This is a genomic window from Paraburkholderia sp. 31.1 (assembly GCF_014397645.1).
GTDB classification, from domain to species: Bacteria; Pseudomonadota; Gammaproteobacteria; order Burkholderiales; family Burkholderiaceae; genus Paraburkholderia; species Paraburkholderia tuberum.
The window spans coordinates 137184-161408 of the sequence record NZ_VZQN01000003.1 but is presented as its reverse complement, the minus strand read 5'-3'; the positions used below and the strand labels follow the sequence as shown (position 1 = coordinate 161408).

Below are 24225 nucleotides of genomic sequence, written 5' to 3'. Positions count from 1 at the left end.
CTTTGTCCATGATGCGTCCATATCCGCCAGTTCACTTTTCAATATTTCTTTCACTCAATATGGATACCGCGATCCTTTCGTCAATCGTTGCTGGTTCGGCCGCCTTGCTCGGCGGCGCTCTCACCGCCGTTATCCAGATGCAGACGCAGCGGAGCAATCATCGCTTTCAGATCGAGCAGGAGACATTGAAACGGAATGGCGAGTTGCGCGAGAAAGAGAAAGCTCTTGCCCTTGAGCGACTGGCTACAGTGCATCGGCAGTTGACCGCCATAGGTCGAGAGTTCTCACAAGACAGCATAGATATCAACTGGCGCGCTGAAATGGGCGAATATGAATATGATCAGCGCTACCTGTCTATCCGCAAGGAAACCGATGAACTGCGAATGATCTGTGGGCTTTACGAGCCGTCTCTGTACGACGACGTTGAAATGCTCCACGGCGAAATGAACTTGTTCTGGGGAAACTTCAAGAATGTCCTGTACCTAACGGCTCATGAAAAAAGAGTCGATCACACGACGCCGTGCCTCGACCGCGCACACTCGGCCGCAATGGAAATTTCCCGACAAACGTCGGCATTGAAGGCGCGCCTAGCCGAACGAGCGCGCCATTACCGATCGGCCGGCTGATTCAGCATCGGCCCGCGTCGCACGGAGCGCCGACCGCAGCACCAGAAAGCTGACGACCCGATGCCCCGGCCGCCCCAGCATCTTGCGGCCCGGCCGGCGCCTGCCAAGGCGAGACGTGAATGGTTCGCGTCGAATAATCGGTACCGTTCAAGCCGAAAAGCAGGCCCAATGCCAGCAATGCGGTGACCTCCGCGATGCGCAGCATCGGCGAGGCACGGCGCAAATCCATGAAGTAGATCGCCACCAGCAACCCCTTTGCCACTGCGATAAACAGGTTGATCGCGCTATTCCACGCGCCCAGACGCAATGCATGCAACGGCTCGACGCGAAACTGCCGATTCGCTGCCGACATTTGGTTTTCTGAAGTTCAAGTCGGAGCATCTCCGGGATCAGACCGCCATGCGCGAGCGAGCGCCATCTCATGATCGCCTGCTGACCCCGGTGGATACGTCCTGCCGGGAAGCGATCCTGATGCGCGAGACGAACCACGCCGCGAGCACGAACCACCCCGCTGCGACGACGAACGCGACGACATAGGCGGGTCCGGCACCGGCAAACGCCTTGACCCATGACAGCATCCACCCGGTGGCGGCAGGGCCGAGGATCTGCGGTAGCACCATCGACACTTGCCAGATGCCCATGTCCTTGCCGCTGGACGCATCGTCTGGCAACACTTGCAACGCGAGTGCCCAATCGACGGCTTGATAGGTTCCGTAAGCGGCGCAGAAAACCAGCCCGACCGCGATCACCAGCAACAGGTTTGGATGCAACGCCAGCAGGACAAAGCCAATCGCGGCTCCGGCCATGATCCAGCTGGTCAGGCGGACGACGGGAACGACGCCGTGCCGGTCGGCGAGCCGTGCGCCCAGCAGGCTGGCCGGGATCGCTAGCACCACGCCGACGCCAAGCAGCCCATTCAGGAGACTGGTCGGATGACGAATGCCGATCACGTCCTGCAGGTAGTACAACATGAAGGCGAAGATCGACCAGATTCCCATGTTGCCGAACAGACGGGTTACCAGCACCCAGTAAAAGTTTCGGTGCAGACGTGGATCGAGATAGAACGAGCGCATGAACGTGACGAGCTCGAACCGTTGTCGGGATCTGACAGGTGTCGGCTCGCGCGAGCCGCGAATCGTCAGCCAAAGGCAGAGCAACATGATCGCAATGAACGCGGCAACCGTAGGATACAGGTGGCCCGGCGAATAGAGGACAACGAGCACCACGTTGCCAGTGATCGTGCCGAGCACGGTCATCACGTTGAGCCACGCGCTCGCGCGGTTGGTTTCCTGTTTTGGCACGACATCGGGCACCAGCCCGGCGTACGGCCCCGCCGCCCAGTTCCACCAGAACTGGAGATGCAGGAACGCGAGGGTATACATCCCCACGCTGCCCCCGCCGTTGAATGAAGCAAGCCATACCAGTGCAACCGCAATGCCGAGCACGCCGGTGACGAGAAACGGTCGCCGGCGTCCATGTTTTGCAGAGCAGCGATCCGAAAGAGCGCCGGCCAGTGGCGCCACGATCATCGCAATGAATGCGCCGGACGCAATGACGGAGCCGGCCACGCCTTCCTTCAACGCGGCATCGCGTCCGAGCATATCGGCGACCTGTGCCGGCACGAGCACCGGAACGACCGTCATCCATTGGGTAAAGAGCGCAAACCACAGCGACGCGATCTGTATGTGACTGAGCGTCGACAGGCGAGAAGCCGACGGTGTGACCGACACGTTTCGGGCTTGCCTGGGTAGGGTCATGTCGGAAGTCCATGAGCTTCGCGCAGAGACTTCGACGCCGCACGGCGGACGAAGGTCGTGGCCAATTCCGAGAGCCGTTCGAACACGACGGGGACTCCCATAGGACCAATGCGCCTGTATCGGTCGTGGTGCAAATGTCGGCATTGGCCGACGGCGAGTCCATCGACGAAGGCGCGGTGTGGCCGCCCCACTATGATAGCTGCCGTCGGTTGGCCCACAACCTGAAACGGCGCGAGGTCGGCAAGCGCGCTTCTGCGCCGCACTTAGCGACCGATCAACGCCCCGCCTGCGTCGACTGCCGCAACTTCGCCACCTCCGCCGCACCGACCGCCGGCGCGCCGTTGTTCCAGCCAGCCCGCACGAAGCTCAGCACATCGGCGATCTGCTGATCGTCGAGCACCGCGGCGAAGCCGGGCATCGGAAACGGCGACGGCACGCCGTCGATCACGAGATCGCCGGTGCCGTTCAACGTGACGTTGATCAGCGACGACGCGTCCTTCGCGAGCACGTTCGGATTGCCGGCGAGAGGCGCGAGCATCGGCGCGAAGCCGTGCCCGTCGACGCCGTGGCAATGCATGCAATACGCCGTATAGACGCGTGCGCCGGCATCGTTCGCGGGGCGATCGAGCGACACCTTCGTCGCCTGCGGATCGTACGTATAGGCCGCCGCGCCGGTGCCGCCGACCGGCGGCAGCGACTTCAGATACGTCGAGACTGCCGCGACGTCCTGATCGCTCATCGCTTGCGTGCTGTTGTTGATCACGCTCGTCATCGCGCCGAACGCCGATGCATGGCGATTCGCGCCGGTCTTCAGGAACGTGCGCAGATCCTCGTCGCTCCAGCGGCCGAGCCCGGTGTTGTGCTCGCCCGTGAGGTTCGACGCGAACCAGCCGTCGAGCAGCGCGCCGCTCAGGAATGCGCTGCCGCTTTCGTCGAGCGCACTTTCCTGGAACGCAACACCGCGCGGCGTGTGACACGACCCGCAATGTCCGAGCCCTTGCACCAGATACGCGCCGCGATTCCACGCGACGTCTTTGCCCGGCTTGTCGCGATACGCACCCTTCTCGAGAAACGCCATGTTCCAGAACATCAGCGGCCAGCGCATGTTCAACGGCCACTTGATGTCGGACTCGCGATTCGCCTGCTGCACTGGCGCGACGCCGTGCATGAAGAACGCGTACAGCGCCTTCACGTCGTCGTCGTCGACCTTCGCGTAGGACGGATACGGCATCGCCGGATACAGGTTGTGGCCGTCTTTCGCGACGCCCTCACGCAGCGCCCGCGCGAAGTCGGCTTCGGTGTAGCCGCCGATGCCGGTCCGTGCGTCGGGCGTGATGTTGGTCACGTAGATGCGGCCCATCGGCGTGTTCATCGGCAGGCCGCCGGCGAACGGCTTGCCTTTCGGCGCGGTGTGGCAAGCGGCGCAATCGCCGAGTTGAGCGAGGTAAGCGCCGCGTTGCACGAGCGTTTGATCGGCTGCGCCGGTGGCTGACGCAGTTGCGGCATCAGCATGCGCCTGGGCGATAAACGGCAATGCGACGCATAGCGCCGCGCCAAGACCCTTCAGCATTTTTTTCATGTCGGGCTCCTTTCGCGTCAGGCGTTGTGCAGTTGGCGGCCAACCGGCAATTGCCGCAGCCGCGTGCCGGTGGCCGCATAGATCGCGTTGGTCAGCGCGGGCGCGAGCGCCGCGGTGCCGGGTTCGCCGATGCCGCCGGGCGCCTCGCCGCTCTTCACGATATGCACGTCGATCGGCGGCGTCTGGTTGATGCGCAGCATCCGGTAGTCGGTGAAGTTGTTCTGCTCGACGCGACCGTCCTTGATCGTGATCTCGCTATAAAGCGCCGCCGTGATACCGAAGATGATGCCGCCCTGCACCTGCGCTTCGATCGTGTTCGGGTTGACGAACATCCCGCAATCGACCGCGCAGTTGACGCGCTTGACCGTCACTTCGCCCTGCTCGACCGCGACCTCGACGACGATCGCGAAGAAGCTGCCGAACGCGTGCATCACCGAGATGCCGCGCCCTTGCCCCTTGGGCAGCGCGCTGCCCCAGTTGCCCGCTTGCGCGGCCAGGTTGAGTACGTTCAGCGCGCGCGGCGATTTGCCGAGCAGATCGCGCCGGTACTGCACCGGATCGATCTTCGCGTGCGCGGCGAGTTCATCGATGAAACTCTCGACGACGAACGTGCCGCGCGTCGGCCCGACGCCGCGCCAGAACGCGGTGGGCACCGCGTGCGGTTCCACGCGCACGTAGTCGACCAGCTGGTTCGGCAGGTCGTACGGCAGATCGGCGGCGACCTCCACCGCATCGGGGTCGAGCCCGTTCTTGAACGCGGGCGGCGCGAAGCGCGCCATGATCGACGACCCGGCGATGCGATGCTGCCACGCGATCGGCTTTCCGTTCGCGTCGAGCCCGGCCGAGATCGTGTCGTAGTAGTACGGCCGGTACATGTCGTGCTGGATGTCCTCCTCGCGCGTCCACAGCACCTTGACCGGCGTCGACACCTGTTTGCCGACCTTCACGGCCTGCGTGACCATGTCGGTTTCGAGCCGCCGTCCGAAGCCGCCGCCGATCAGATGGTTGTGCACGATGATCTTGTCGGCGGGCAAGCCCGTGACCGCGACCGCCGCATCGACGACACGCGTCGGCACCTGCGAGCCGAGCCAGATTTCGCAGGCGTCGCCGCGCACGTGGACCGTGGCGTTGACCGGCTCCATCGTCGCGTGCGCGAGGAACGGCTGCTGGTAGACCGCGTCGACGCGCGACTTCGCATCGCCGAACGCGCGGCCGACGTCGCCGTCCTTGCGCGCCACCGCGCCGCCATGTTGCGAGGCCGCCGCGAGATCGTCGACGATGCGCTTCATCGATACTTGCGCGCCCGCGCCTTCGTTCCACTTGATGTCGAGCGCCTGCAGGCCGCGCTTCGCGGCCCACGTGTGAGCGCCGATCACCGCGACCGCGTTGTCGAGCTTGATGACCTCGCGCACGCCGGGGATCGTCTTCGCATGCGTATCGTCGACGCTCGCGAGCGTGCCGCCGAACACCGGACAGTTCGCGATCGCCGCGTAAACCATCTCGGGCAAGCGCACGTCGAGGCCGAACTGCGCGGTACCGTCGACTTTCTCCGGCGAATCGAGACGCTTCGCCGGCGTGCCGATCAGCTTGAAGTCCTTCGGGTCTTTCAACGGCACGTTCTGTGGCGCGGGCAGCGCGGAGGCGGCCTGCGCGAGCTGACCATAGCTCGCGCTGCGATTACTGGCCGGGTGTATCACCTGACCGGCCTGCGCATGACAACTCGCCGGATCGACCTGCCACTGCTGCGCGGCCGCGTTGATCAGCATCACGCGCGCAGTCGCGCCCGCGCGGCGCATCGGCTCCCACGCGAAGCGGATCGACGTCGAGCCGCCGGTCAACTGCCCGCCGAGCAGCGGGTCCATGAAGAGCTTTTCGTTGGGCGGCGCGTGATCGAGCGTGACCGTGCCGAGCGGCACTTCGAGTTCCTCGGCGATCAGCATCGGAATCGACGTATAGACGCCCTGACCCATCTCGACCTTCGGTATCACGAGCGTGACCTTGCCGGCGTTGTCGATCTGGATGAACGCGTTCGGCGCGAACACGCCGCTTTGCGGCGCCTCGTTCGCATCGCCGCCGATCACGCTCTTGCCCGCCTTCTGATCCTGGCTCGCGGCCGGCATGCTGAAGCCGAGCAGCAGACCGCCGCCGGCCGCGGCGCCGACCGTCACGCCGAATTTGAGGAAGCCGCGCCGCGAGATGCCGCGTGCATGCCGCGTGTCGGTGTCAGCCGGCTGCGCGCCGTTCTGTGCATCGAGCAATCCCTGAGACATGTCAGGCCCCCTTCGCGGCGTGCTTGATCGCCGCGCGCACGCGGTGATAGGTTCCGCAGCGGCAGATGTTGCCCGCCATCGCGGCGTCGATGTCGGCGTCGCTCGGATTGGGATTGCGCGCGAGCAGCGACGCCGCCGACATCACCTGCCCCGACTGACAGTAGCCGCATTGCACGACGTCGAGCTCACGCCAGGCCTGCTGCACTTTCTGGCCCGTGGGCGTGGCGCCGAGCGCTTCGATCGTGACGATCTTGCGGTCGCCGACCGCCGCCGCCGGGAACACGCACGAACGCACCGCGACGCCATCGAGATGCACGGTGCATGCGCCGCATTGCGCGATGCCGCAGCCGAACTTGGTGCCGGTCAGCCCGACGAGATCACGCAGCACCCACAGGAGGGGCATGTCGGGCGGGGCATCGACGGTATGGGTTTCGCCGTTGATATTGAGCGTTGTCATGAGCGGCTCCGGGTGGGGACGTTGTTGTGGTCACGCGGTTTAGATCGCGACACCGCACCAGACCGCCGACATGCACCGGTTTTGTTCGGCGTGTCGCGCTAATAAGCCATGAAATGCGGCCTGTGAGCGAGCGGGTGTCGCAAGAAAACCGGCCGATTGTAGTCGTGTCGAAAGAAGTTCGCTTTGGCGGTGTCAGGCGGCACATCGCATGCTGTGCGCGGTGGATCGCATGTGTCGGCTGGAGCGATGCGTTACCATCGACGGATCGATCCGTTAGCGTGATCGCGCGACCCGCTGCATCGCACTGCGTGGTGTTGCGACGCACGATTCCGTCGAATCACCTCAGCCGCTGGAGCCGCCGATGAACGACCCGCAATGCACTCAATTCCTCACGGACATTCGCCGACCATTGCTTGCGCTGCACAAGGCGATTCTCGATCACGAACGCGCCGCGTACGAAAAGGAGTTCGGCCCGGTAACGCCGGCGGCATTCCTGCAGGTGCTGATCAACGGCTCGGGGTTTCGTTGGCTGACGCCGCTGTCGACGGTGATCGCGAGCGTCGACGAAGTTCTCGACGACGCGGAAGCCGAGGCCGGCGACCGTCTCGCGACCGCCGAGGCCGTGGTCGGCCTGTTCTCGCCCGATCAACCGCACAATCACTTCCTGCCGCGTTATCTGCCGCTCTTGCAGGCCGATCCCGCGATCCTGCATTACCACGGTGAGGTATCGCGGCTGCTGCGCGGAGGGCAAACGACGTAAGGGCGATTCGCACCAGGCACGGCGGCGGCGCGTGCGCTGCCTGCCGGCTCCTGCATTGCCTCACCGTTCATAAACGGCTGCGGGTCGAGGCCGCATGCTTGATCGTCGGTATTCTTGCGCAGATCGAGCGGAATGCTCTGACGTGAAGGTACTTTTGCAACGATTCGTCGACCGCCGGAATGCGCGGTCGATCAAATTACCTGGTTTAGCTGAATAAATTCAAGGTGAGCTTTTCCGGGAACGTCGAAGCTCAGCCGCGCCCCTGCGGCAGATAAGGCAGCGGATCGACCGGCTTGCCGTCGCGCCGCACTTCGAACCCCACCGACACACGCGAGTTGTTCTCGTCGCCCATCTCCGCGATCTGCTGTCCCTTGCGGACGATGTCGCCCATCTTGACCATCAGCTTGCGGTTGTGCGAATACGCGGTCAGAAAATCCTTGTTGTGCTGGACGATGATCAGACTGCCATAGCTGTTCAGTCCGGTGCCCGCGTACATCACCTTGCCGTCGGCGGCGGCTCGCACCGGATCGCCCGCGTTGCCGCCGATTTCGATGCCGCGTGTTTCGCCGGGCTGGAACGCTTCGACGACGCTGCCCGCGGCAGGCCATGCGAGCGTCACGCTGCTCGCGTGCCGGCGGGTTTCCTGCGTGACTTCGCGCACTGCGGTGGCATCCGGCGCCGGCGCGGCGGACTGTGTCGAAGCTTGCGCCGACGTTTGCGCTGTCGCTTGTGACGCACGCTGCGCCGCGGATTGCGCCGCCGCCTTCGCGGCGGCCGCCGCATTGGCCGCCTGCACCGCGCGCACCGTTTCCGGCGACGCAACGTGCAGCACCTGCCCCGGCTTCAGCCGCGCCGACACCTTCAATCCGTTCCATGCCTGCAACTGCTTGACGCTGATGTGATGATGCTGCGCAACCCGCGCGAGCGTGTCGCCGCGCCTGACCCGATACACGAGCGGCGGCGATTTTTTCAGCGGCGCGTTATCGCTGGCGTCGATCGACAGCGGCGCGGCTGCCGCCGGGTCGCCGGACGCCGCTCCCGTCGCATTCGCCGCCGGCACGCCGGACGCCGCGTTGGCGCTGGTTGCCGCACCGTTCTGCGCATTTGGCTGCCCGACGTTCGCACAACCGCTGACGGCCAGCGCGACCCACGCGCCAGCGAGACTTGCCAATAACGTTCTGTCGAAACGCTTTCTCATCCTGTTCGACTCCTGCTCTATGAATGCGCAAGCCGGATAGCCCGATGCCGCGGACGAGGTGCGCGATCTTCGGCCGCGCGGCCTTCCCGACGGCACGGCGAAGCCGCCTCGTATGGCGCTCATTTCCTGCCTGCTGGCCGATCAAATTTCTCGCGGAATTCTAAAGTGTCGTTTAACAAAAACGCCCTGCCCCACACACTCTGATACAGACGTTACGAGCCGTATTTCCGCGTTACGACGGCACGTGTATTGGGACGCCAACGACGCACACATCACCGCTTCGCCGCGGCGCGTTCAGACTTGTTGACATTCGACTTATCGGCAGGCGCGAGGGGAACTTGAATAGCCATGCGTCGCGTCGGAGGGCGCAAAAAAGGCCAGCCTTCGGAATCCGAAGGCTGGCCGATCTGCGTTTGAAGGGCAGCGAACTAGAACTTATGCCGGATCGCCGCGCGCACGACGACCTGCTTCGACGTCGACGACGGCGATTGCGTGCCGGGGATGAATGCGAAATCGAGGATCGACAGCGTGGAATCGCCGGTGACCTGTTGATAGGCGCCCTGCAGATAAAGGTCGGTGCGCTTGGACAGGTTGTAGTCGGCCATCAGGCCGAACGTATGGATGCGCGGCTTCACGCCGCCGTTCGATGCGTCGTAGGTTTCCATCGTGTACACGTACTGCGCGCCGACGAACAGCACCGGCGAAATCTGATATTTGCCGTTGATCTCGAAGTTCTGATACTTGAGCGAATTCAGCAGCACGCCCGGCGGTGTGACGGGCACGAGCGGCACCAGCGGCTCGATGCCGAGATAGCCGTTTGCGGTCGGCTCCAGGTAGTTCGAGTTGCTATAGACGAAGCCCGCCGTCGCCGGTCCGATCGTATAGGTGATGCCGCCGCCGAACACGCGCAGGCGCGTCGCGACGAAGCCGGCGTCGTTCGCGGTGATCGCCCCGTTCGAGCCGTTGCCCGGATTGTCGGCCTGCAGATAGGCGGCCGCGACCAGCAGCCCGCCGTACGTGTACCGGCCGCCGAAGCTGTAGGCGCGATTGTTGGCGAAGTTCGTGTCGTTGCTGAAGCTGTAGGTGCCGCCGAACTGGAAGCCCGAGATCGACGGGGTCGTGTACTTGACGGTGTTGTCGAGGCGGAACGTGTTGTCGGTGTTGTCGTTGTCGTACGGATGCGAGAACAGCTCGCCGCCCCAGTTGCCGTTGGCCGTGGTCTGCGCGAGATAATCGACGACCGAGTCATATTGCCGGCCGACCGTCAGCGTGCCGTACGCCTCTGAACTGAGTCCGACGAAAGCCTGCCGGCCGAACAGGCGGCCGCCCTGCCCGAGCCGCCCGGAATTCAGATCGAAACCATTCTCGAGCTGGAAGATCGCCTTCAGGCCGCCGCCGAGATCTTCGGAACCCTTCAGGCCCCAGCGGCTTCCCTGCGCAAGACCGCTGGCGAGTTCATAAACATGGCCGTGGCCGACATTGTTCGTGTAGTTGATGCCTTCGTCGATCACGCCGTACAGCGTGACGCTAGTCTGCGCGGCGGCAGGCGCGGCAAGAACGGCAGACGCAGCAATGGAGACAGCCAGCGCGAACACTTGCTTGTTCATGATGATCTCCCTGCACCGCGAGTGATAGGACAACTCGATCCGGCCGCTTTGTTCTCTTTGCTCTTTATTCTCGTCACTTTTCCAGCAGTTCTGAAGACTGCTCCAATGGCTGCGCTTTTCCGGAAATCCTCACATGACATCGTCCGGGCGTCCATGAGTGGATGCGCCAAGCATCGAGAATGTTGCTAATTCTCCACTGCGTGTTGCTGCCTCTTTTTTCGTAACGTCGCTTCAGGTAAACAGCAGCCGCTGCTGCCCGTCTCGCTGCGTCATTGTCATGAAAAGAAATATAATCCTGCGCCTTGCTGCGATGCAACGGAACTCGGCGTCACAGCGAAGGTCATCTTCACAGCCCGCTGACACGGCCGCCTTGCGATACCGGTCGAGCGTGGCGAGATGGGCCACAGGCGACGCCAGCACGGATCACCTCACCGCCGCAGCACCCAATCCCATATTAAAAAGCCTTGTGAGACGCCCGCCGCGCTGGATCAGCGCGCCGTCGCACGGGGCTGCTTTTGACGCAAACAATGGCCAAGTCATCTTCCCGCCTGATCGAGCTCGACTTTTTCCGCGGACTGGTTCTGCTGATCATCGTCGTCGATCACATCGGCGGCAGCATTCTGTCGCGCGTGACGCTGCACGCGTACGCGCTATGCGATGCCGCCGAAGTATTCGTGTTCCTCGGCGGCTTCGCGACCGCCACCGCCTATGCGACGCTCGCCGAGCGGCGCAATGAGACGATCGCGCGCGGCCGCTTCCTGCGCCGCTCGTTCGAGATCTATCGCGCGTTTCTCGTCACTGCCGGGCTGATGCTGCTGGTCAGCGCGCTGCTAACCGCATTCAGCATCGACGGGCCGAATCTCGCCACGACCGATCTCGACGACCTGATCGACACGCCGCTTGCCGCGCTGCGCGACATCGTGCTGCTACGCCGCCAGCCGTACCTCGCGTCCGTGCTGCCGATGTACGCGTTGTTCGCGCTGCTGGTGCCCGCGATCCTGCCGCTCGCGCGCAGCAAGCCTTGGCTGCTGGTCGCCGGCAGCGTCGCGCTGTGGGCCGGCGCACCGGCGGTCAGCCAGTACCTTCCCGCCGCGCCCGACATGCACTGGGACTTCAACCCGTTCGCGTGGCAACTGATGTTCGTGCTCGGCGTGCTCGCGCGCTGCCAGCCGGTGTATCAGCGCACCAGCGCGCATCGATCCGGATGGCTCGTCAGCGTGCTGGCGTTCGCGGTGGTCGTGGGCGCCGCGTACTACAAGCTCGTTCTGCTGCATGCGCCACTTGCCGCGAGCCTCAAGCAGAACCTGTCCTACCTGCGCGCGGGGAACTTCCTCGCGATCGCGTGGCTCGTCGCCAATCTGGTCGAGCTCGGCTGGGCGAAGAAGGTCGCGCGGCGGCTGCCGTGGGTCGGCGCGATCGGGCGTCAGGGTTTGCTGTGCTTCATTGCCGGCGCGGTGATTTCGCTGGTGATCGACTCGCTGCTCTACGCGGCGACCGATGGTTACCTGAACTATCCGCTCGGACTGCTCGCCGATGCGGCCGCGGTCGGCGCGCTGTTTGCCGTCGCGTTGGCCGTGGAACCGCTGAAGCGGGTCGTCGGGCGGCTCGTGGACGGGCGGCTGCGGACGTCGGGCTGAAGAACTTTTCGGCAACGTTTCGAGCGCCCTTCGAGCGCGTCCCTGACGCGTCGCGATTTTCGGGGCACTTGACGTACCCTTGGCGCCCGAAGAACTTTGCGCGCATAAAGCGCCGTCCTTCTCTGCACCACTTTCCATCTCAAATCTGCCGCCAATGCTGATAGCATGACGGCCGCGCGCGAGTCCCGCGCCCGCCGTCCTTCCTTACTGACATGCGTCGATTCCTCAGTTTCGCCCTCGCACTGCTTGCCTTCGCCGTCGGCGCGCCCACGTTCGCGAGCACGGTCGCGAGCCGCAGCTTCCATTCCGATGCGCTCGGCCGCGACTGGAACTACACGATCTACCTGCCGGGCGGCTATCGCGCGGACGGTCCGCGCCTGCCGGTGCTCTACCTGCTGCACGGCAATAACGGCGACGCCAACGACTGGCTCACGCAAGGTCATTTGCAGAACGCCGCGGACACGCTGATCGAGCGCAAGGAGATTGCCCCGGTCGTCATCGTGATGCCGCAAGGCGGCACGGACTGGTACGTCGACCGCAAGGAAAAGATGGAGAGCGCGTTCTTCGACGATCTGCTGCCCGAGATTGAAACGCACTACGCGGTCGCGACGCAGCGCGGAGGCCGGATGATCGGCGGCGTGTCGATGGGCGGCTTCGGCGCGCTGCGCTACGCGCTTACGCGGCCCGAGATGTTTTGCGGCGCGCTGCTGCTCAGTCCGGCGATCTACGCGAACGAGCCGCCGCGCGCGTCGGCGGCGCGGCGGGTCGGCGTGTTCGGCGAGCGCCAGTTCGATCCGCGCGTGTGGCACGAACTCAACTATCCGGCGCAGTGGGACCGCTACATGAGCCAGGCGTATCGCCTGCCGATGTTCATCGCATCCGGCGACGACGACCTCGACATCCAGGCCAACGCCTCGCTGCTGTACACGCATCTGCGGCTCGCGGGCAATCCGGCGGCGCTGCGCATCATCGACGGCGGCCACACGTGGGACGTGTGGCGCGCGCTGTTGCCCGCCGCGCTCAAATACACGCTCGGCTGCGTGAAGCCGCCGGCGCAGGAGCACCCGTCGAATCAGCGCCCTTGAGCCGGCGCGGCACGCGAGGCGCACGGCCGCCCAGCCCCGTGTCCCTCGACGCCCGCGCTACTCCACGAGATCGGTCCACAGCACCATCAGCACCGTCATCAACGCGGGGCCGATGAAAATCCCCAGCAGCCCGAACGTCTCCGCGCCGCCGAGAATGCCGAACAGCACGAGCAGAAACGGCAGGCGCGTCGAGTTGCCGATCAGCACCGGCCGCACGAAGTGCTCGGCGACGAACACGACGACCGCGCCGAACACCAGCAGCCCGGCCGCCGCGACCATCGAGCCCTGCACGAGCAGCCACAGTGCCGCGAGACCGAACACGATCGGCGCGCAGAACGGCAGCATCGCGGCGATCGCCGTGACGAAGCCGAGCAGCGCCGCATGCGGCAGCCCGGTCACAAAGTAGGCGACGCCAAGCAACAGGCCTTCGCCGACGCCGACCACGATCAACCCCGACACGGTGCCGCGCACCGCGGTACCCATATGCGCGACGAGGTCCGCGCCGCTATCGCCGAAACCGCGTCGCGCGGCCTTCAGCAGCGAGCCGGACAGCCGCGGCCCCGCCTGAAAAATCACGAACAGCGTGACCAGCATGAACGCGAACACCATTGCCGCATGCGCGGCGCGCGCGCCGAAATGCCGGCCGAGCGTCATCACCGTATTGCTGTGCAAGCCTTTCATCGCGGCCGAGTCGCGCAGCGGCTGAGCAAGATTGGCCTGCCACCAGGAAGTGATCTGCTGCACGCCGAAAGGCAGACGGTTGATGAAGTCCGGCAGCGCGATGCCGTTCTCCTGCACGCTGCGGAACCAGTCGTTCAGCTCGTGCGCCTCGCGCAGCGCCTGGGCGATGCCGAGCCCGACCGGCAGCAGCACGAGCACGGCGATCACCAGCGTGAAGACCGTCGCGAGCAAGGTCGCGCGCCCCTTGAACCAGTGGCTGCCCGCCACCTTGTGCAGCAGCGGCCACAGCGCGATCGCGACGACCCCGGCCCACGCCACCACCACGATGAAATCGCGCACCACCCACAATGCGAGCAGCGCGAGACCGATATAGAGCACGATCGATGCGGCCTTCTGCTTTTTCAGGCGCTCGGCGGCGACGGACGACGCTTCGGGAGAGTTGGGGGGGACGGCGGGAGGGCGTGGAATCATGTGAACTCTTGTGTTTTTGAACGGTATGCGCGCGAGCCGACCTGAAAAATTCAAACCCGCTACACTGACGGCTCAGTTCGCCGCCCGACATTCGACATCTTAAAGGAAGCGTTGCCGCCTCTTTCCCGGCCGCCCTCCTCATCGCGCCACAGGCAACACAGCGTTGCAAAAATATGCCTTATTAAAAAATCACATAAAAAATGCTTGCAACGCCTGTCATTTCGGCGAATCGCTAATGTCAAGTCTGATTATTGCTAATTCCGGAACGGTGTTTCAACGGTGACACAATAGCTATCCGGCGCGCGTGGGACTACATTCGGCACTCCACAATACGGAGCCGATGATGACCCTGGAGTCCATCCCCCTCGACGGTAGCAATGGCGTACGCATCGAAATTCTCGAGAGCTCCGACACGACGCTGGTGATCCGCTGGGTCGAGCCGGGCCGCTGCCACTACGGTGAGCAGCGCTGGCGCCGTCGCTCGGCGCATTCTTCCGGCACCTGCGCGGTGTCGCGCCGCAAGATCCGTCGCGGTGACCCGGTGTTCAAGCCGGCCGAGCGCCCGGCGCCGTCGAATGCGTCCGCCATGATTTGCGCGGAAATCCTCGAACCGCTGCTTGAAGCGGCCTGACGCACGGAACGTTCCCGAGTCCCGCGCACTAAGCGCGGTTTTCAACCCGTTGTTCCGGGGGCGATCTCCCTACTGCCCACGTGCCCTTAGCGCGCGCGTGCCCGGCGGCCGCGGCATCGCAAGATGCGGCGCCGCGCCGGCCCCGCTGCCGGTTGCCGCCCCGCGCCTCGTGCGTTAAGGTGGACTCGTTGCGCCCGCCCGACCGCCGGCTCGCTATCCGGTGCCGGCCGCGCGCCTTCCACCACCGCGCCGCGCCCGCCGCGACGCCGTTTGAGGGCCGATCATGGCAGAAGACACGCCGCAAACCCGCGCGGCCAACGCCGCTTCCACGCCTCCCGCCTCCTCCGCTCCTCCCGCTTTGCTAATCCCGCCGCAGCAGTTCTCTCTCGACGTGCTGCTCGAAAAGTATGCGAAAGGCGACGAGCAATCGGCCGACGATGTATATCGCCGCGTCGCGCGCGGCGTCGCCGAGGCCGAGCCGCCCGGGTTGCGCGCGTCGGTCGAGGAACAGTTCGTCGACAACATGCGCCACGGCGCGCTCGGCGCGGGCCGCATCATGAGCGCGGCGGGCAGCGGCATCGCCGCGACGCTGATCAACTGCTTCGTGCAGCCGGTTGGCGATTCGATCCAGGGCGTCGATGAACAGGGCTTGCCCGGCATCTACGTGGCGCTGCTGCAGGCGGCCGAAACGATGCGGCGCGGCGGCGGCGTCGGCTACAACTTCTCCGCGATCCGGCCGAAGGGCGCGCGCGTTCACACCACGAGTTCGGCCGCCTCGGGTCCGTGCAGCTACATGGACGTGTTCGACGCGTCGTGCCGTACCGTCGAAAGCGCGGGCTCGCGGCGCGGCGCGCAGATGGCGGTGCTCGACTGCGACCACCCCGACCTGCTCGAATTCATCGAGGCCAAGCATTCGAAGGGACGCTGGAACAACTTCAACGTGTCGGTCAGCGTCACCGACGAGTTCATGCGCGCGGTCGAAAACGACGAGCCGTGGCAACTGGTCCATCGCGCCGAGCCGTCGCCGGCGCTGCGCGCGGCCGGCGACGTGCGGCAGCGCGAAGACGGCCTGTGGGTCTACAGCGAACACCCGGCGCGCGCGATCTGGGACCGCATCATGCGCTCGACGTACGACGTCGCCGAGCCCGGCATCGTGTTCATCTCGCGGATGAACGAGGACAACAATCTGCGCGCCGTCGAAACGATCCGCGCCACCAATCCGTGCGGCGAGCAGCCGCTGCCCGCGTACGGCTGCTGCAACCTGGGGCCGCTCAATCTGACGCGCTTCGTCGTCGATCCGTTTGCGCAGTTGCAGGGCCGCCAGCCGTCGTTCGACTGGGACGGCCTCGCGCGGCGCACCCGCACGCAGGTGCGTTTTCTCGACGACGTGCTCGACGTCACGCTGTGGCCGCTGCCGCAGCAATACGACGAATCGCGCGCGAAGCGGCGCATCGGCGTCGGCTTCACCGGCCTCGGCGATACGCTCGTGATGATGGGCCTGCGCTACAACTCGCAGGAAGGCCGCGATTTCGCGGTGCGCATCGCGCGGCTGATGCGTGACGAGGCGTATCGCGCATCGGTCGAACTCGCGAAGGAGCGCGGCGCGTTCGAGCTGTTCGACGCCGCGCGCTATCTGGAAGCCGGCACGTTCGCGTCGCGCCTGCCCGATGACATTCAGCAGGCGATTCGCCGCGACGGCATTCGCAACAGCCACCTGCTGTCGATCGCGCCGACCGGCACCGTGAGCCTCGCGTTCGCCGACAACGCGTCGAACGGCATCGAGCCGGCGTTCTCGTGGACTTATACGCGCGTGAAAGTGATGGCCGACGGCGGCCGCGAATCGTTCGACGTCGAGGACTACGCGTACCGGCTCTATCGCGAACTCGGCGGCGACGTGAGCCGGCTACCCGACTATTTCGTCAGCGCGCTGCAGATGTCGGCGCGCGACCATCTCGACATGATGGCGGCCGTCCAGCCGTACGTCGACACGTCGATCTCAAAGACCGTCAACGTGCCAGCCGACTATCCGTTCGACGCGTTCGAAAGCCTCTACTTCGATGCATGGAAAAGCGGGCTGAAGGGCCTTGCCACCTATCGCCCCAACGACACGCTCGGCGCGGTGCTGAGCGTGACGCCCGCGCAGGCCGACGACACGCTCGCCGAGATGGACCAGGACCCGCTGCGTATCGCGATCGATCATCGGCCCAGAGGCGAGTTGCCGGCGATCATCGAGAAGGTCGAGTATCTGACCCAGGCGGGCAAGAAGTCGCTGTACGTCGCGGCGTCCTTCATCGAGGTGACGGGGCGGCTCGGCGGCGAGGACGTGACGATCGAGCGGCCGATCGAGTTCTTCATTCCGACCGGTCAGCGCGACGAGTCGCAGCAGTGGATCACCGCGACGATGCGTTCGCTGTCGCTGGCCGCGCGCGGCGGCTTCGTCGCGCGCAATCTGCAGGATATGCGCAAGGTGTCATGGGATCGCGGACAGGTGCGGCTTGGCGACGTGCAGCGTCTCGACGGTCATCGCGCGCCGCGCTGGCACGATTCCGAAGTGGCGGCGCTCGCGTTCGCGATCCAGCAAATCCTGTATCGACGCGGCTTTCTCGACGCCGAGGGCAATCAGGTCGCGTCGCGGATGCTCGCGCGTTTGCCGCGCGGGCACATGAAAACCGACATGGCGCTGTCCGCCGATTTCGGCATCCGTCCGAATCCAGCGGATAGCGCCGACACCTTGCTGCAGCCGAACGGCACGCAAGGACTGCACACGATGCTCGGACGCAAATGCGCTTCGTGCGGCGCGAATGCGGTGATTCGCAAGGACGGCTGCGATTTTTGTACCGCGTGTGGGGAGGTGGGGGCGTGCGGGTAGTGTGAGGCGACGAGCGCGCTGACACCCAGGCCGAACGCGCTCGTTGAAGGCTATGCCTCACCCCACCCTCGCGTAGTAAAGATTCTGCGGATGCTTCGCCTCGGCGAAGAAAAACCAGCGCTCCGCCACGAGCCCCGCATACTGCACGAGACAAGCCGCGGCCAGCAAGCCGAACGACCCGCCAGGCGAACGCAGCCCCGCGCCCAGCACGATCAACACGACCGGCACGACGAACGCACCCACGAGAAAGCCCCATTTGACGCCACGCAACGTCCGCGCCGATTTGCCGTGAAAGAACTCGCGCAAATTGAACGCACCGGCGGTGAAGCCTCGTGACACCTGCACGAGCTTCGGATTGCGGATGCCCGTTGCGCTCTGCACCGTCGATTTCGGCCGCAAGCGCGCATTGCGCATGAGCGACGCGTAGCGGCTCGCGCAACCGGCGAGCGTCAGCAGGCACGCGCAGACCGCCAGTCCCGCCGTCAGCGCGGGCGCGAACCATGCGCTCAGTGCGGTCGCGAGCGTCAAGCCCGATGCGCAGCCGAGCAGCACGAAGTTCACCAGCGTCAGCGGCGTCGCCCACTCCTGCAGAAAGCGCAGGCACGCATAGATCATCGCGGTGCAGACGAACAACGCGGCGCTGGCGAGCACGCCGAGCCAGCCGAGCGCGAGCGACCACGGCGAGCCGAGCCAGTGCGCGACGCCGTACAGGAACGCGCACGCCAGAAACGCCGGCAGGCACAGGCATTCGCGCGACAGCCACGAGGTGCGCCACATCGCGATCGCGCGCCACGCGCGTTCCGGATGGCCCAGATGGAAGAACGACGCGATCAGACCAAGACCGCCCAGCAGCACCGCGAGCGCCGCGCCGCTCACGTAGAACGCGGTGGCGGCGGGTTGCGCAACGACGCCCAGGCACGCCGCACTCTCGACGCCGACGAGCGCGATCAACAGCCCCTGCGCCGCGCCGCTCAGCGTGGTCAGGAAGACTACGGAAAAAGCCGGATTCATCGTGTGGCCTCGTTGTCGTTCAAATGCGCTTCGCGATCGACGCGAGATGCACTTCGCCATGCGCGAGTTGCCCCTCGAGCTGCGAGTCGGGCGAGCCCGGCGTGTGCGTGGCATCGCCGGTGGTCGTTCCTGACGATTTGCACGAGCACCCGTCGTCGCCGCAACTCGCGGACGCGATCGGCACGCGCGGCAAATAGTGATTCGCGGGGCGCGTGCCCCACTCCGGCATCAACTGATAGCCGCCGCGCTCGCGGATCGCTTGCGACACCACCGACTCCGGATCGTGGATATCGCCGAACAGCCGCGCGGATGTCGGACAGGCGAGCACGCAGGCCGGCTTGCGATCGCGCTCGGACAGATGCTCGTCATGAATGCGATCGACGCACAGCGTGCACTTGGTCATCTCCTTGCGCGCTTCGTCGAGTTCGCGCGCGCCGTACGGGCACGCCCACGCGCAATACTTGCAGCCGATGCAGCGATCGAAATCGACCAGCACGAGACCGTCTTCCTTGCGCTTGTAGCTCGCGCCCGTGGGACACACCGGCACACACGGCGGGTCCTCGCAATGCAGGCACGACTTCGGGAAATGGATCATCTCCGTGTCGGGGAAGCTGCCCGCTTCGAAACTCTGCACGCGGTTGAAGAACGTGCCGGACGGGTCCGCGTCGTAAGGATTGAAATCGGCGAGGCTGCCCGATTCGCCTGACGTGTTCCATTCCTTGCAGCTCGTCACGCACGCCTGGCATCCCACGCATACGTTCAGATCGATCACCAGCGCCATCTGGGTCATTGCAAGCTCCTTGCCGTGGCTTTAGCGGTCGTCGCCGTTATGTTCGGCGCGGCGCAACGTCCCGCGCAGGCGAGCCGCGAATTCTCCGCGTCCCGCGAAATAGGTCTGGACGATGCGCGACACCACACTCTTCTGTGCAACCGCGCCGGGCAATTCGGGCATCGCCTCGAACTGCGGCAGCGTGTGCCGCGCATCGGCTTCAGCCGGATAGATGCGCACGCGCACGTCGTACCAGGCGGCCTGGCCCGTCACCGGATCGGAGTTCGACATGCGCGCGGGTGCCTCGTCGCAGCCCGGCAGCTCGTCGGTGATCAGGTGATTGAGCAGGAAGCCGCGCTGCGACTCGTTCGCGTCCGGACCGAGATTCCATGCGCCCGCCGCTTTGCCGATCGCGTTCCACGTCCATACGGTGCCCGGTTCGACGGTCTCGCTGTAGCGCGCCATACAGCGAACGCGGCCCCATTGCGATTCGACGTAGATCCAGCTGCCGTCGGCGATGCCGTTCGCGCTCGCCGTTTTCGGATTCACATAAAGGTAATTCTCCCCATGAATCTGCCGCAGCCACGCGTTCTGCGAATCCCACGAGTGATACATCGCCATCGGCCGCTGGGTGACCGCGGCGAGCGGGAATCGCGCGAGATCCGTCGCCGCGCTTTCGAGCGGCGCGTACCAGAACGGCAGCGGATCGAAGTACCTGTCGACGCGCGCGCGCAGATGGTCGGGCGGCTGCCGGCCGCTCGTGCGTCCTTGCGCGGCGAGCCTGAACTTCTGCATCACGTCCGAGTAAAGCTGGATCAGAATCGGTTCGCTGAACTTGCGGAAGCCATTTTTGACCGCCCAGTCGAGATACGGTCCGTTGCAGTTGCGCATGTACTGCAAGGTCTCGGGCAAGCGGTAATGGAATACGCAGTTGTTCTTCGCGTACTGCTCCCATTGATTCGGATTCGGCTCGCCGACGAGCGCCTTGTCGCCATCCTTGCCGCGCCAGCCGATCAGAAAGCCGACCCCGGAACCGGGCGACGTGGTGTGATTGACGATGAAGTCCGGATAGTCGCGAAAGCGCCGGCCGCCATCCGCATTGGTGAACGCCGGAAACCTCAGGCGCGACGCCAGTTCGATCAGCACTTCCTGGAACGGCTTGCATTCGCCGGTCGGCGGCACGACCGGTACACGCACCGAATCGACGGGGCCGTCGAACTCGGAGATCGGCCGGTCGAGCATCGACATCGCGTCGTAACGTTCGAGGTAAGTCGTGTCCGGCAGGATCAGATCGGCGAACGCGGTCATCTCCGACTGGAACGCGTCGCACACGACGAGAAACGGAATCTTGTAGTCGCCGTTGGCGTGTTTGTCGGCGAGCATCTCGCGCACCTTCATCGTGTTCATCGACGAATTCCACGCCATGTTGGCCATGAAAATCATCAGCGTGTCGATGGGATACGGATCGCCGCGCCACGCGTTGGTGATCACGCTGTGCATGACGCCGTGCACCGCGAGCGGATATTCCCACGAGAACGCCCGGTCGATGCGCACCGGAGCGCCGTGTTCGTCGATGAACAGATCCTCGGGTGCGGCGGGCCAGCCTAGCGGACCCGTCGCAAGCGGTGTATTGGGCTTCACCGCGGCGGGGTCGTTCGGTGGTTTCGCCGATGGCGGCACCGCGCGCGGGAACGGCGACTTGTGACGAAAGCCGCCGGGCCGGTCGATCGTGCCCAGGAGCGACATCAGCACGGCGAGCGCGCGGATCGACTGAAAGCCGTTCGAATGCGCGGCGAGCCCGCGCATCGCATGAAAAGCGACCGGGTTGCCCGTGACCGTCTCGTGCGTTTCGCCCCACGCGTCGGTCCAGCGGATCGGCAGCGTGATGCGGTGCCGGCGGCCCGTCTCGATCATCTCGCCCGCGAGCCGCCGGATCGTCTCGGCCGCGATGCCGGTGATCGCCGCCGCCCATTCGGGCGTGCACTCGGCGACGCGCTCGCGCAGCAATGCAAACGACGGCGTTACCGGCTTGCCGTTGTCGAGCGTGTAACGGCCGTCGAGCGCGGGCCTCACGCCGCTCGCATGATGCGGTACCGCGCGCTGGGTGGCCGGGTCCCACCACAGATGATTCTGCGGAAACAGCGGATTGCCTTCGGCCCGTTCGGGATCGCGCACGAACAAACCGAAGTTTTCGCTCGCTTCGTCGAGATCGATCAGCTCCGCCGCGTTCGTGTAGCGCTGCACGAACTCGTGATCCCACGCGTCGGCGGCGATCAGTTCGTGCAGGAACGCCATGAACAGCGCGCCGTCGGTGCCAGGCCTGATCGGCACCCATTCGTCCGCGATCGCCGCATAGCCTGTGCGGATCGGATTGATCGCGATGAAGCGGCCACCCGCGCGCTTGAACTTCGCAATCGCGATCTTCAGCGGATTCGAATGATGATCTTCCGCGGTGCCGATCATGAAGAACAGCTTCGCGCTGTCGAGATCCGGTCCGCCGAATTCCCAGAACGAACCGCCGATCGTATAGATCATGCCGGCCGCCATGTTCGACGAGCAAAAGCCGCCGTGCGCCGCATAGTTAGGCGTACCGAACTGCTTGGCGAACAGGCCGGTCAGCGCCTGCATCTGGTCGCGGCCCGTGAACAGCGCGAACTTCTTCGGATCGCTCGAGCGAATCGCGGCGAGACGCATTTCGAGCACGTCGAACGCGGTGTCCCACGAGACCGGCTCGAACTGCGCGCTGCCGCGCTGCGCGCCGGCCTTGCGCATCAAAGGCTGCGTAAGGCGCGCGGGCGAGTACTGCTTCATGATGCCGGAGGCACCCTTCGCGCAGATGACGCCCTGATTGAGCGGATGCTCCGGATTGCCGTCGATATAGCGCACCTCGCCGTCGCGCAGATGCACGCGGATGCCGCAGCGGCACGCGCACATGTAGCAGGTGGTGGTCTTGACATCGAGCCGTTCGTTCTGCGTGCGGGCGTGGTGCTCCATGGCCATCTCCGTCGTTGCTTCTGGTGGGCCGAAGCGCGCGTCATACGCGCTGCTCATACGATACCGACCATCGTATTCGCACCTGCCTCACAAGGGAAATCGCGATTTGCGAGCAAAACTATCCGGCGCACCGATAGTTTCGGTTTCGCTTTCAGCTATGCGCTTTTTTCGATGGCGTGTCCAGTCGGGCGATCTCGATCAGCGCCTCGACACGCGACAGATACGCGTCGTCGCCGGCCAGCGCGCCCGGGTCGATCACCCGGAACAGGTGGCCGATGCGCGAGCGCTGGCCCTCCTCGGTCAGGAACGAGCCCGCTTCGCAGCCGAAGTTCGCGCCGCTCAGCGCGGCGGCCAGCAGTTCGACCACCAGCGCCAGCATCGCGCCTTTCGCGCCGCCGAACGGCAGCATCATGCCGTCGAGCGCGGCGCTGCTCTGCCTACCAGCGCTTCGTCTTGATGTTGTGCACGTGGGCGTGCTCGCCGGCCTTGATCGGCGCGACCACCTTGCCGATGTCGACGCCGTACTTGAACACCGTGTCGCCAACGGCCATGTCCTTCAGCGCGATCTTGTGACCGATCGGAATGTCCTGCTTCGCCGGCACGGTGACGATTTCGTCGTCGTCCATGATCCATGCGTTGAGCAGCGTACCCGCCTTGATGCCCTCGACCACCGCCACGCCGACCGTGTCTTTCGCCTCGTGCAGCACGATGTGGATCGTTCTGCGCGGCGCCGACGCGCCCGCTGCGGTGTCGTTGATGTCTGCCGTGGGATTGCTCATGAGCGTCTCCGTTCGTAGTTTGAATGCGGTGAGGGTGTCGCCGGGGCAGCGCAGCCAGGTGCGCCGCGGTGAATCGATATTAGGCGGCGACTTACCCAATGTCAACTAGGTCATATATATGTGTTAGACGACTGGGCGAGAACCGGGCTGTTGTCGCGATTCACCGACAACATACGATTCATCCAGATGGATTAGATGACCTGGTCGTTTAGAATCAGGGCAGGTTCAACCCCGGCGAGCGGCACGACTCGCGTATCCCAGAGGTTTTCATGAGCACGCTCGCGATCAATGCGCCCGCAGTGGGAGGCACACGGTACAAGGAGGTCAAGAGCGCGATTCTCGCGGCGCTGGCGGCCGGCGAATGGAAAGGCGGCGAATGCATTCCGTCGGAAAAGCGCCTCGCCGAACGCTTCGGCGTGTCGATCGGCACGCTGCGCAAAGCCATCGACGAACTGTGCGCCGAGAACATTCTGATCCGTCATCAGGGGCTCGGCACGTTCGTGGCGATGCATCAGCGCGACCGGCACTTCTTCCGCTTCTTTCGCATCGTACGGCGCGACGGCGACAAGGCCTACCCGGTCGTCACGCTGGTCGGGTTCAGGAAGGCGCGTGCCTCGCGCGAGGCGGCCGCCGCGCTCGGCATCGACACCGGCGCGCGCGTTCTGCAGTTCGTCAACGGGCTCGCGCTGCACGGCAAGACCGTGCTGATCGAACATATCACCGTGCCCGAAGCGCTGTTTCCCGGCTTGACGGAAAGCAAGCTGCGCAACCGGCCGAACACGCTGTACAACTTCTATCAGGACGGTTTCGGCATCAACGTGGTCGAGACCGATGAGCATGTGAGCGTTGCGCTCGCCAATGAGCTCGAAAGCACACAACTAGGCGTCGAAGTCGGCGCGCCGCTGCTCGAGATCCGGCGCATCGCGTACTCGTATCGCCGCAGCGCGGTCGAACTGCGCATGTCGCGGCTCAATACCGAGGAGTACGAGTACATCGGCACGCGCGCGGCGCGCGACGATCAGAAATAGCGGACCTCGGTCGCTG

The 24225-nt window shown here is 64.9% G+C and carries 20 protein-coding genes and 1 pseudogene; 7 read left to right on the top strand and 14 right to left on the bottom strand.

Going from position 1 to position 24225, the window contains the following annotated elements; all coding sequences use genetic code 11:
- Positions 1-59 precede the first annotated feature (59 nt).
- Positions 60-626, top strand: coding sequence for a hypothetical protein (locus F6X37_RS03000; RefSeq protein ID WP_184069325.1), 567 nt, complete (start codon positions 60-62; stop codon positions 624-626).
- Between the two features lies 1 nt (position 627).
- On the opposite strand, the gene F6X37_RS02995 is transcribed toward F6X37_RS03000, so the two are convergent.
- The 5 genes from F6X37_RS02995 to F6X37_RS02975 all read right to left on the bottom strand — a co-directional run bounded on the left by F6X37_RS02995 (position 628) and on the right by F6X37_RS02975 (position 6689).
- The gene (locus tag F6X37_RS02995; protein WP_184069323.1) at positions 628-942 is read right to left on the bottom strand and encodes a cytochrome C oxidase subunit IV family protein; all 315 of its coding nucleotides are present in this window, start codon (positions 940-942) and stop codon (positions 628-630) included.
- A gap of 103 nt (positions 943-1045) precedes the next feature.
- Positions 1046-2356 carry an MFS transporter gene (locus F6X37_RS02990; protein ID WP_316251929.1) on the bottom strand — a complete coding sequence of 437 codons (1311 nt, stop codon included), beginning with the start codon at positions 2354-2356 and terminating at the stop codon, positions 1046-1048.
- 301 nt (positions 2357-2657) lie between these two features.
- Entirely contained in the window at positions 2658-3962 is a 1305-nt protein-coding gene (locus tag F6X37_RS02985) for a c-type cytochrome (protein WP_187610255.1), read from the bottom strand.
- 17 nt (positions 3963-3979) lie between these two features.
- Positions 3980-6232: a xanthine dehydrogenase family protein molybdopterin-binding subunit gene (locus F6X37_RS02980; RefSeq protein ID WP_187610254.1), complete on the bottom strand. Its 2253-nt coding sequence runs from the start codon at positions 6230-6232 to the stop codon at positions 3980-3982.
- Position 6233: 1 nt separating this feature from the next.
- Positions 6234-6689 carry a (2Fe-2S)-binding protein gene (locus tag F6X37_RS02975; RefSeq protein ID WP_018420878.1) on the bottom strand — a complete coding sequence of 152 codons (456 nt, stop codon included), beginning with the start codon at positions 6687-6689 and terminating at the stop codon, positions 6234-6236.
- 361 nt (positions 6690-7050) lie between these two features.
- Between F6X37_RS02975 and F6X37_RS02970 the strand changes: the two genes are divergently transcribed.
- Positions 7051-7449 carry a hypothetical protein gene (locus tag F6X37_RS02970; protein ID WP_184034018.1) on the top strand — a complete coding sequence of 133 codons (399 nt, stop codon included), beginning with the start codon at positions 7051-7053 and terminating at the stop codon, positions 7447-7449.
- A 250-nt stretch (positions 7450-7699) separates the two neighbouring features.
- Here F6X37_RS02970 and F6X37_RS02965 read toward each other — a convergent pair whose 3' ends face one another.
- The 3 genes from F6X37_RS02965 to F6X37_RS02955 form a co-directional block, all read right to left on the bottom strand.
- Positions 7700-8647, bottom strand: coding sequence for a peptidoglycan DD-metalloendopeptidase family protein (locus F6X37_RS02965; protein ID WP_187610253.1), 948 nt, complete (start codon positions 8645-8647; stop codon positions 7700-7702).
- A 428-nt stretch (positions 8648-9075) separates the two neighbouring features.
- Positions 9076-10254 (bottom strand): porin, encoded by a 1179-nt coding sequence (locus F6X37_RS02960; RefSeq protein ID WP_187610252.1) that lies wholly within the window; start codon positions 10252-10254, stop codon positions 9076-9078.
- Positions 10255-10327: 73 nt separating this feature from the next.
- Positions 10328-10570, bottom strand: coding sequence for a hypothetical protein (locus F6X37_RS02955; RefSeq protein WP_143037192.1), 243 nt, complete (start codon positions 10568-10570; stop codon positions 10328-10330).
- A 211-nt stretch (positions 10571-10781) separates the two neighbouring features.
- Here F6X37_RS02955 and F6X37_RS02950 point away from each other — a divergent pair, with 211 nt between their 5' ends.
- Both F6X37_RS02950 and F6X37_RS02945 read left to right on the top strand, forming a co-directional pair.
- A complete protein-coding gene (locus tag F6X37_RS02950) occupies positions 10782-11891 on the top strand; it encodes an OpgC domain-containing protein (protein WP_187610251.1) in 1110 nt (369 codons plus the stop codon).
- Between the two features lie 212 nt (positions 11892-12103).
- Positions 12104-12976 (top strand): alpha/beta hydrolase, encoded by an 873-nt coding sequence (locus tag F6X37_RS02945; RefSeq protein ID WP_187610250.1) that lies wholly within the window; start codon positions 12104-12106, stop codon positions 12974-12976.
- A gap of 57 nt (positions 12977-13033) precedes the next feature.
- Here the strand turns inward: F6X37_RS02945 and F6X37_RS02940 are convergent, their stop codons facing one another.
- On the bottom strand, positions 13034-14128 hold the full coding sequence (locus tag F6X37_RS02940; RefSeq protein WP_187610249.1) for an AI-2E family transporter: 1095 nt from the start codon (positions 14126-14128) through the stop codon (positions 13034-13036).
- A 343-nt stretch (positions 14129-14471) separates the two neighbouring features.
- Between F6X37_RS02940 and F6X37_RS02935 the strand changes: the two genes are divergently transcribed.
- Positions 14472-14759: a DUF3331 domain-containing protein gene (locus F6X37_RS02935; protein WP_013091570.1), complete on the top strand. Its 288-nt coding sequence runs from the start codon at positions 14472-14474 to the stop codon at positions 14757-14759.
- 283 nt (positions 14760-15042) lie between these two features.
- On the top strand, positions 15043-17628 hold the full coding sequence (locus F6X37_RS02930; protein WP_187610248.1) for an adenosylcobalamin-dependent ribonucleoside-diphosphate reductase: 2586 nt from the start codon (positions 15043-15045) through the stop codon (positions 17626-17628).
- A gap of 57 nt (positions 17629-17685) precedes the next feature.
- Here the strand turns inward: F6X37_RS02930 and F6X37_RS02925 are convergent, their stop codons facing one another.
- From F6X37_RS02925 to F6X37_RS02905, 5 genes and pseudogenes are all read right to left on the bottom strand, one after another.
- Positions 17686-18639, bottom strand: coding sequence for a dimethyl sulfoxide reductase anchor subunit family protein (locus F6X37_RS02925; protein ID WP_187610247.1), 954 nt, complete (start codon positions 18637-18639; stop codon positions 17686-17688).
- Positions 18640-18658: 19 nt separating this feature from the next.
- Complete coding sequence (locus tag F6X37_RS02920) at positions 18659-19429, bottom strand: 4Fe-4S dicluster domain-containing protein (protein WP_187610246.1); 771 nt, start codon at positions 19427-19429, stop codon at positions 18659-18661.
- Positions 19430-19450: 21 nt separating this feature from the next.
- Positions 19451-22402, bottom strand: a complete 2952-nt coding sequence (locus F6X37_RS02915) for a molybdopterin-dependent oxidoreductase (RefSeq protein ID WP_187610245.1) — start codon at positions 22400-22402, stop codon at positions 19451-19453.
- 178 nt (positions 22403-22580) lie between these two features.
- Positions 22581-22832, bottom strand: a pseudogene (locus F6X37_RS02910) (Ldh family oxidoreductase); the annotation flags it as partial.
- 7 nt (positions 22833-22839) lie between these two features.
- The gene (locus tag F6X37_RS02905; protein WP_187610244.1) at positions 22840-23181 is read right to left on the bottom strand and encodes a UxaA family hydrolase; all 342 of its coding nucleotides are present in this window, start codon (positions 23179-23181) and stop codon (positions 22840-22842) included.
- A gap of 269 nt (positions 23182-23450) precedes the next feature.
- Here F6X37_RS02905 and F6X37_RS02900 point away from each other — a divergent pair, with 269 nt between their 5' ends.
- A complete protein-coding gene (locus F6X37_RS02900; RefSeq protein WP_187610243.1) occupies positions 23451-24209 on the top strand; it encodes a GntR family transcriptional regulator in 759 nt (252 codons plus the stop codon).
- Positions 24210-24225: the final 16 nt, after the last annotated feature.

Coding starts and splice junctions, on each gene's coding strand:
- F6X37_RS02905 (WP_187610244.1), bottom strand. CDS start 23,181: ATGAGCAATCCCACGGCAGACATCAACGACACCGCAGCGGGCGCGTCG.
- F6X37_RS02915 (WP_187610245.1), bottom strand. CDS start 22,402: ATGGAGCACCACGCCCGCACGCAGAACGAACGGCTCGATGTCAAGACC.
- F6X37_RS02920 (WP_187610246.1), bottom strand. CDS start 19,429: ATGACCCAGATGGCGCTGGTGATCGATCTGAACGTATGCGTGGGATGC.
- F6X37_RS02945 (WP_187610250.1), top strand. CDS start 12,104: ATGCGTCGATTCCTCAGTTTCGCCCTCGCACTGCTTGCCTTCGCCGTC.
- F6X37_RS02985 (WP_187610255.1), bottom strand. CDS start 3,962: ATGAAAAAAATGCTGAAGGGTCTTGGCGCGGCGCTATGCGTCGCATTG.
- F6X37_RS02940 (WP_187610249.1), bottom strand. CDS start 14,128: ATGATTCCACGCCCTCCCGCCGTCCCCCCCAACTCTCCCGAAGCGTCG.
- F6X37_RS02975 (WP_018420878.1), bottom strand. CDS start 6,689: ATGACAACGCTCAATATCAACGGCGAAACCCATACCGTCGATGCCCCG.
- F6X37_RS02960 (WP_187610252.1), bottom strand. CDS start 10,254: ATGAACAAGCAAGTGTTCGCGCTGGCTGTCTCCATTGCTGCGTCTGCC.
- F6X37_RS02950 (WP_187610251.1), top strand. CDS start 10,782: ATGGCCAAGTCATCTTCCCGCCTGATCGAGCTCGACTTTTTCCGCGGA.
- F6X37_RS02970 (WP_184034018.1), top strand. CDS start 7,051: ATGAACGACCCGCAATGCACTCAATTCCTCACGGACATTCGCCGACCA.
- F6X37_RS02925 (WP_187610247.1), bottom strand. CDS start 18,639: ATGAATCCGGCTTTTTCCGTAGTCTTCCTGACCACGCTGAGCGGCGCG.
- F6X37_RS02965 (WP_187610253.1), bottom strand. CDS start 8,647: ATGAGAAAGCGTTTCGACAGAACGTTATTGGCAAGTCTCGCTGGCGCG.
- F6X37_RS03000 (WP_184069325.1), top strand. CDS start 60: ATGGATACCGCGATCCTTTCGTCAATCGTTGCTGGTTCGGCCGCCTTG.
- F6X37_RS02900 (WP_187610243.1), top strand. CDS start 23,451: ATGAGCACGCTCGCGATCAATGCGCCCGCAGTGGGAGGCACACGGTAC.
- F6X37_RS02935 (WP_013091570.1), top strand. CDS start 14,472: ATGACCCTGGAGTCCATCCCCCTCGACGGTAGCAATGGCGTACGCATC.
- F6X37_RS02930 (WP_187610248.1), top strand. CDS start 15,043: ATGGCAGAAGACACGCCGCAAACCCGCGCGGCCAACGCCGCTTCCACG.
- F6X37_RS02980 (WP_187610254.1), bottom strand. CDS start 6,232: ATGTCTCAGGGATTGCTCGATGCACAGAACGGCGCGCAGCCGGCTGAC.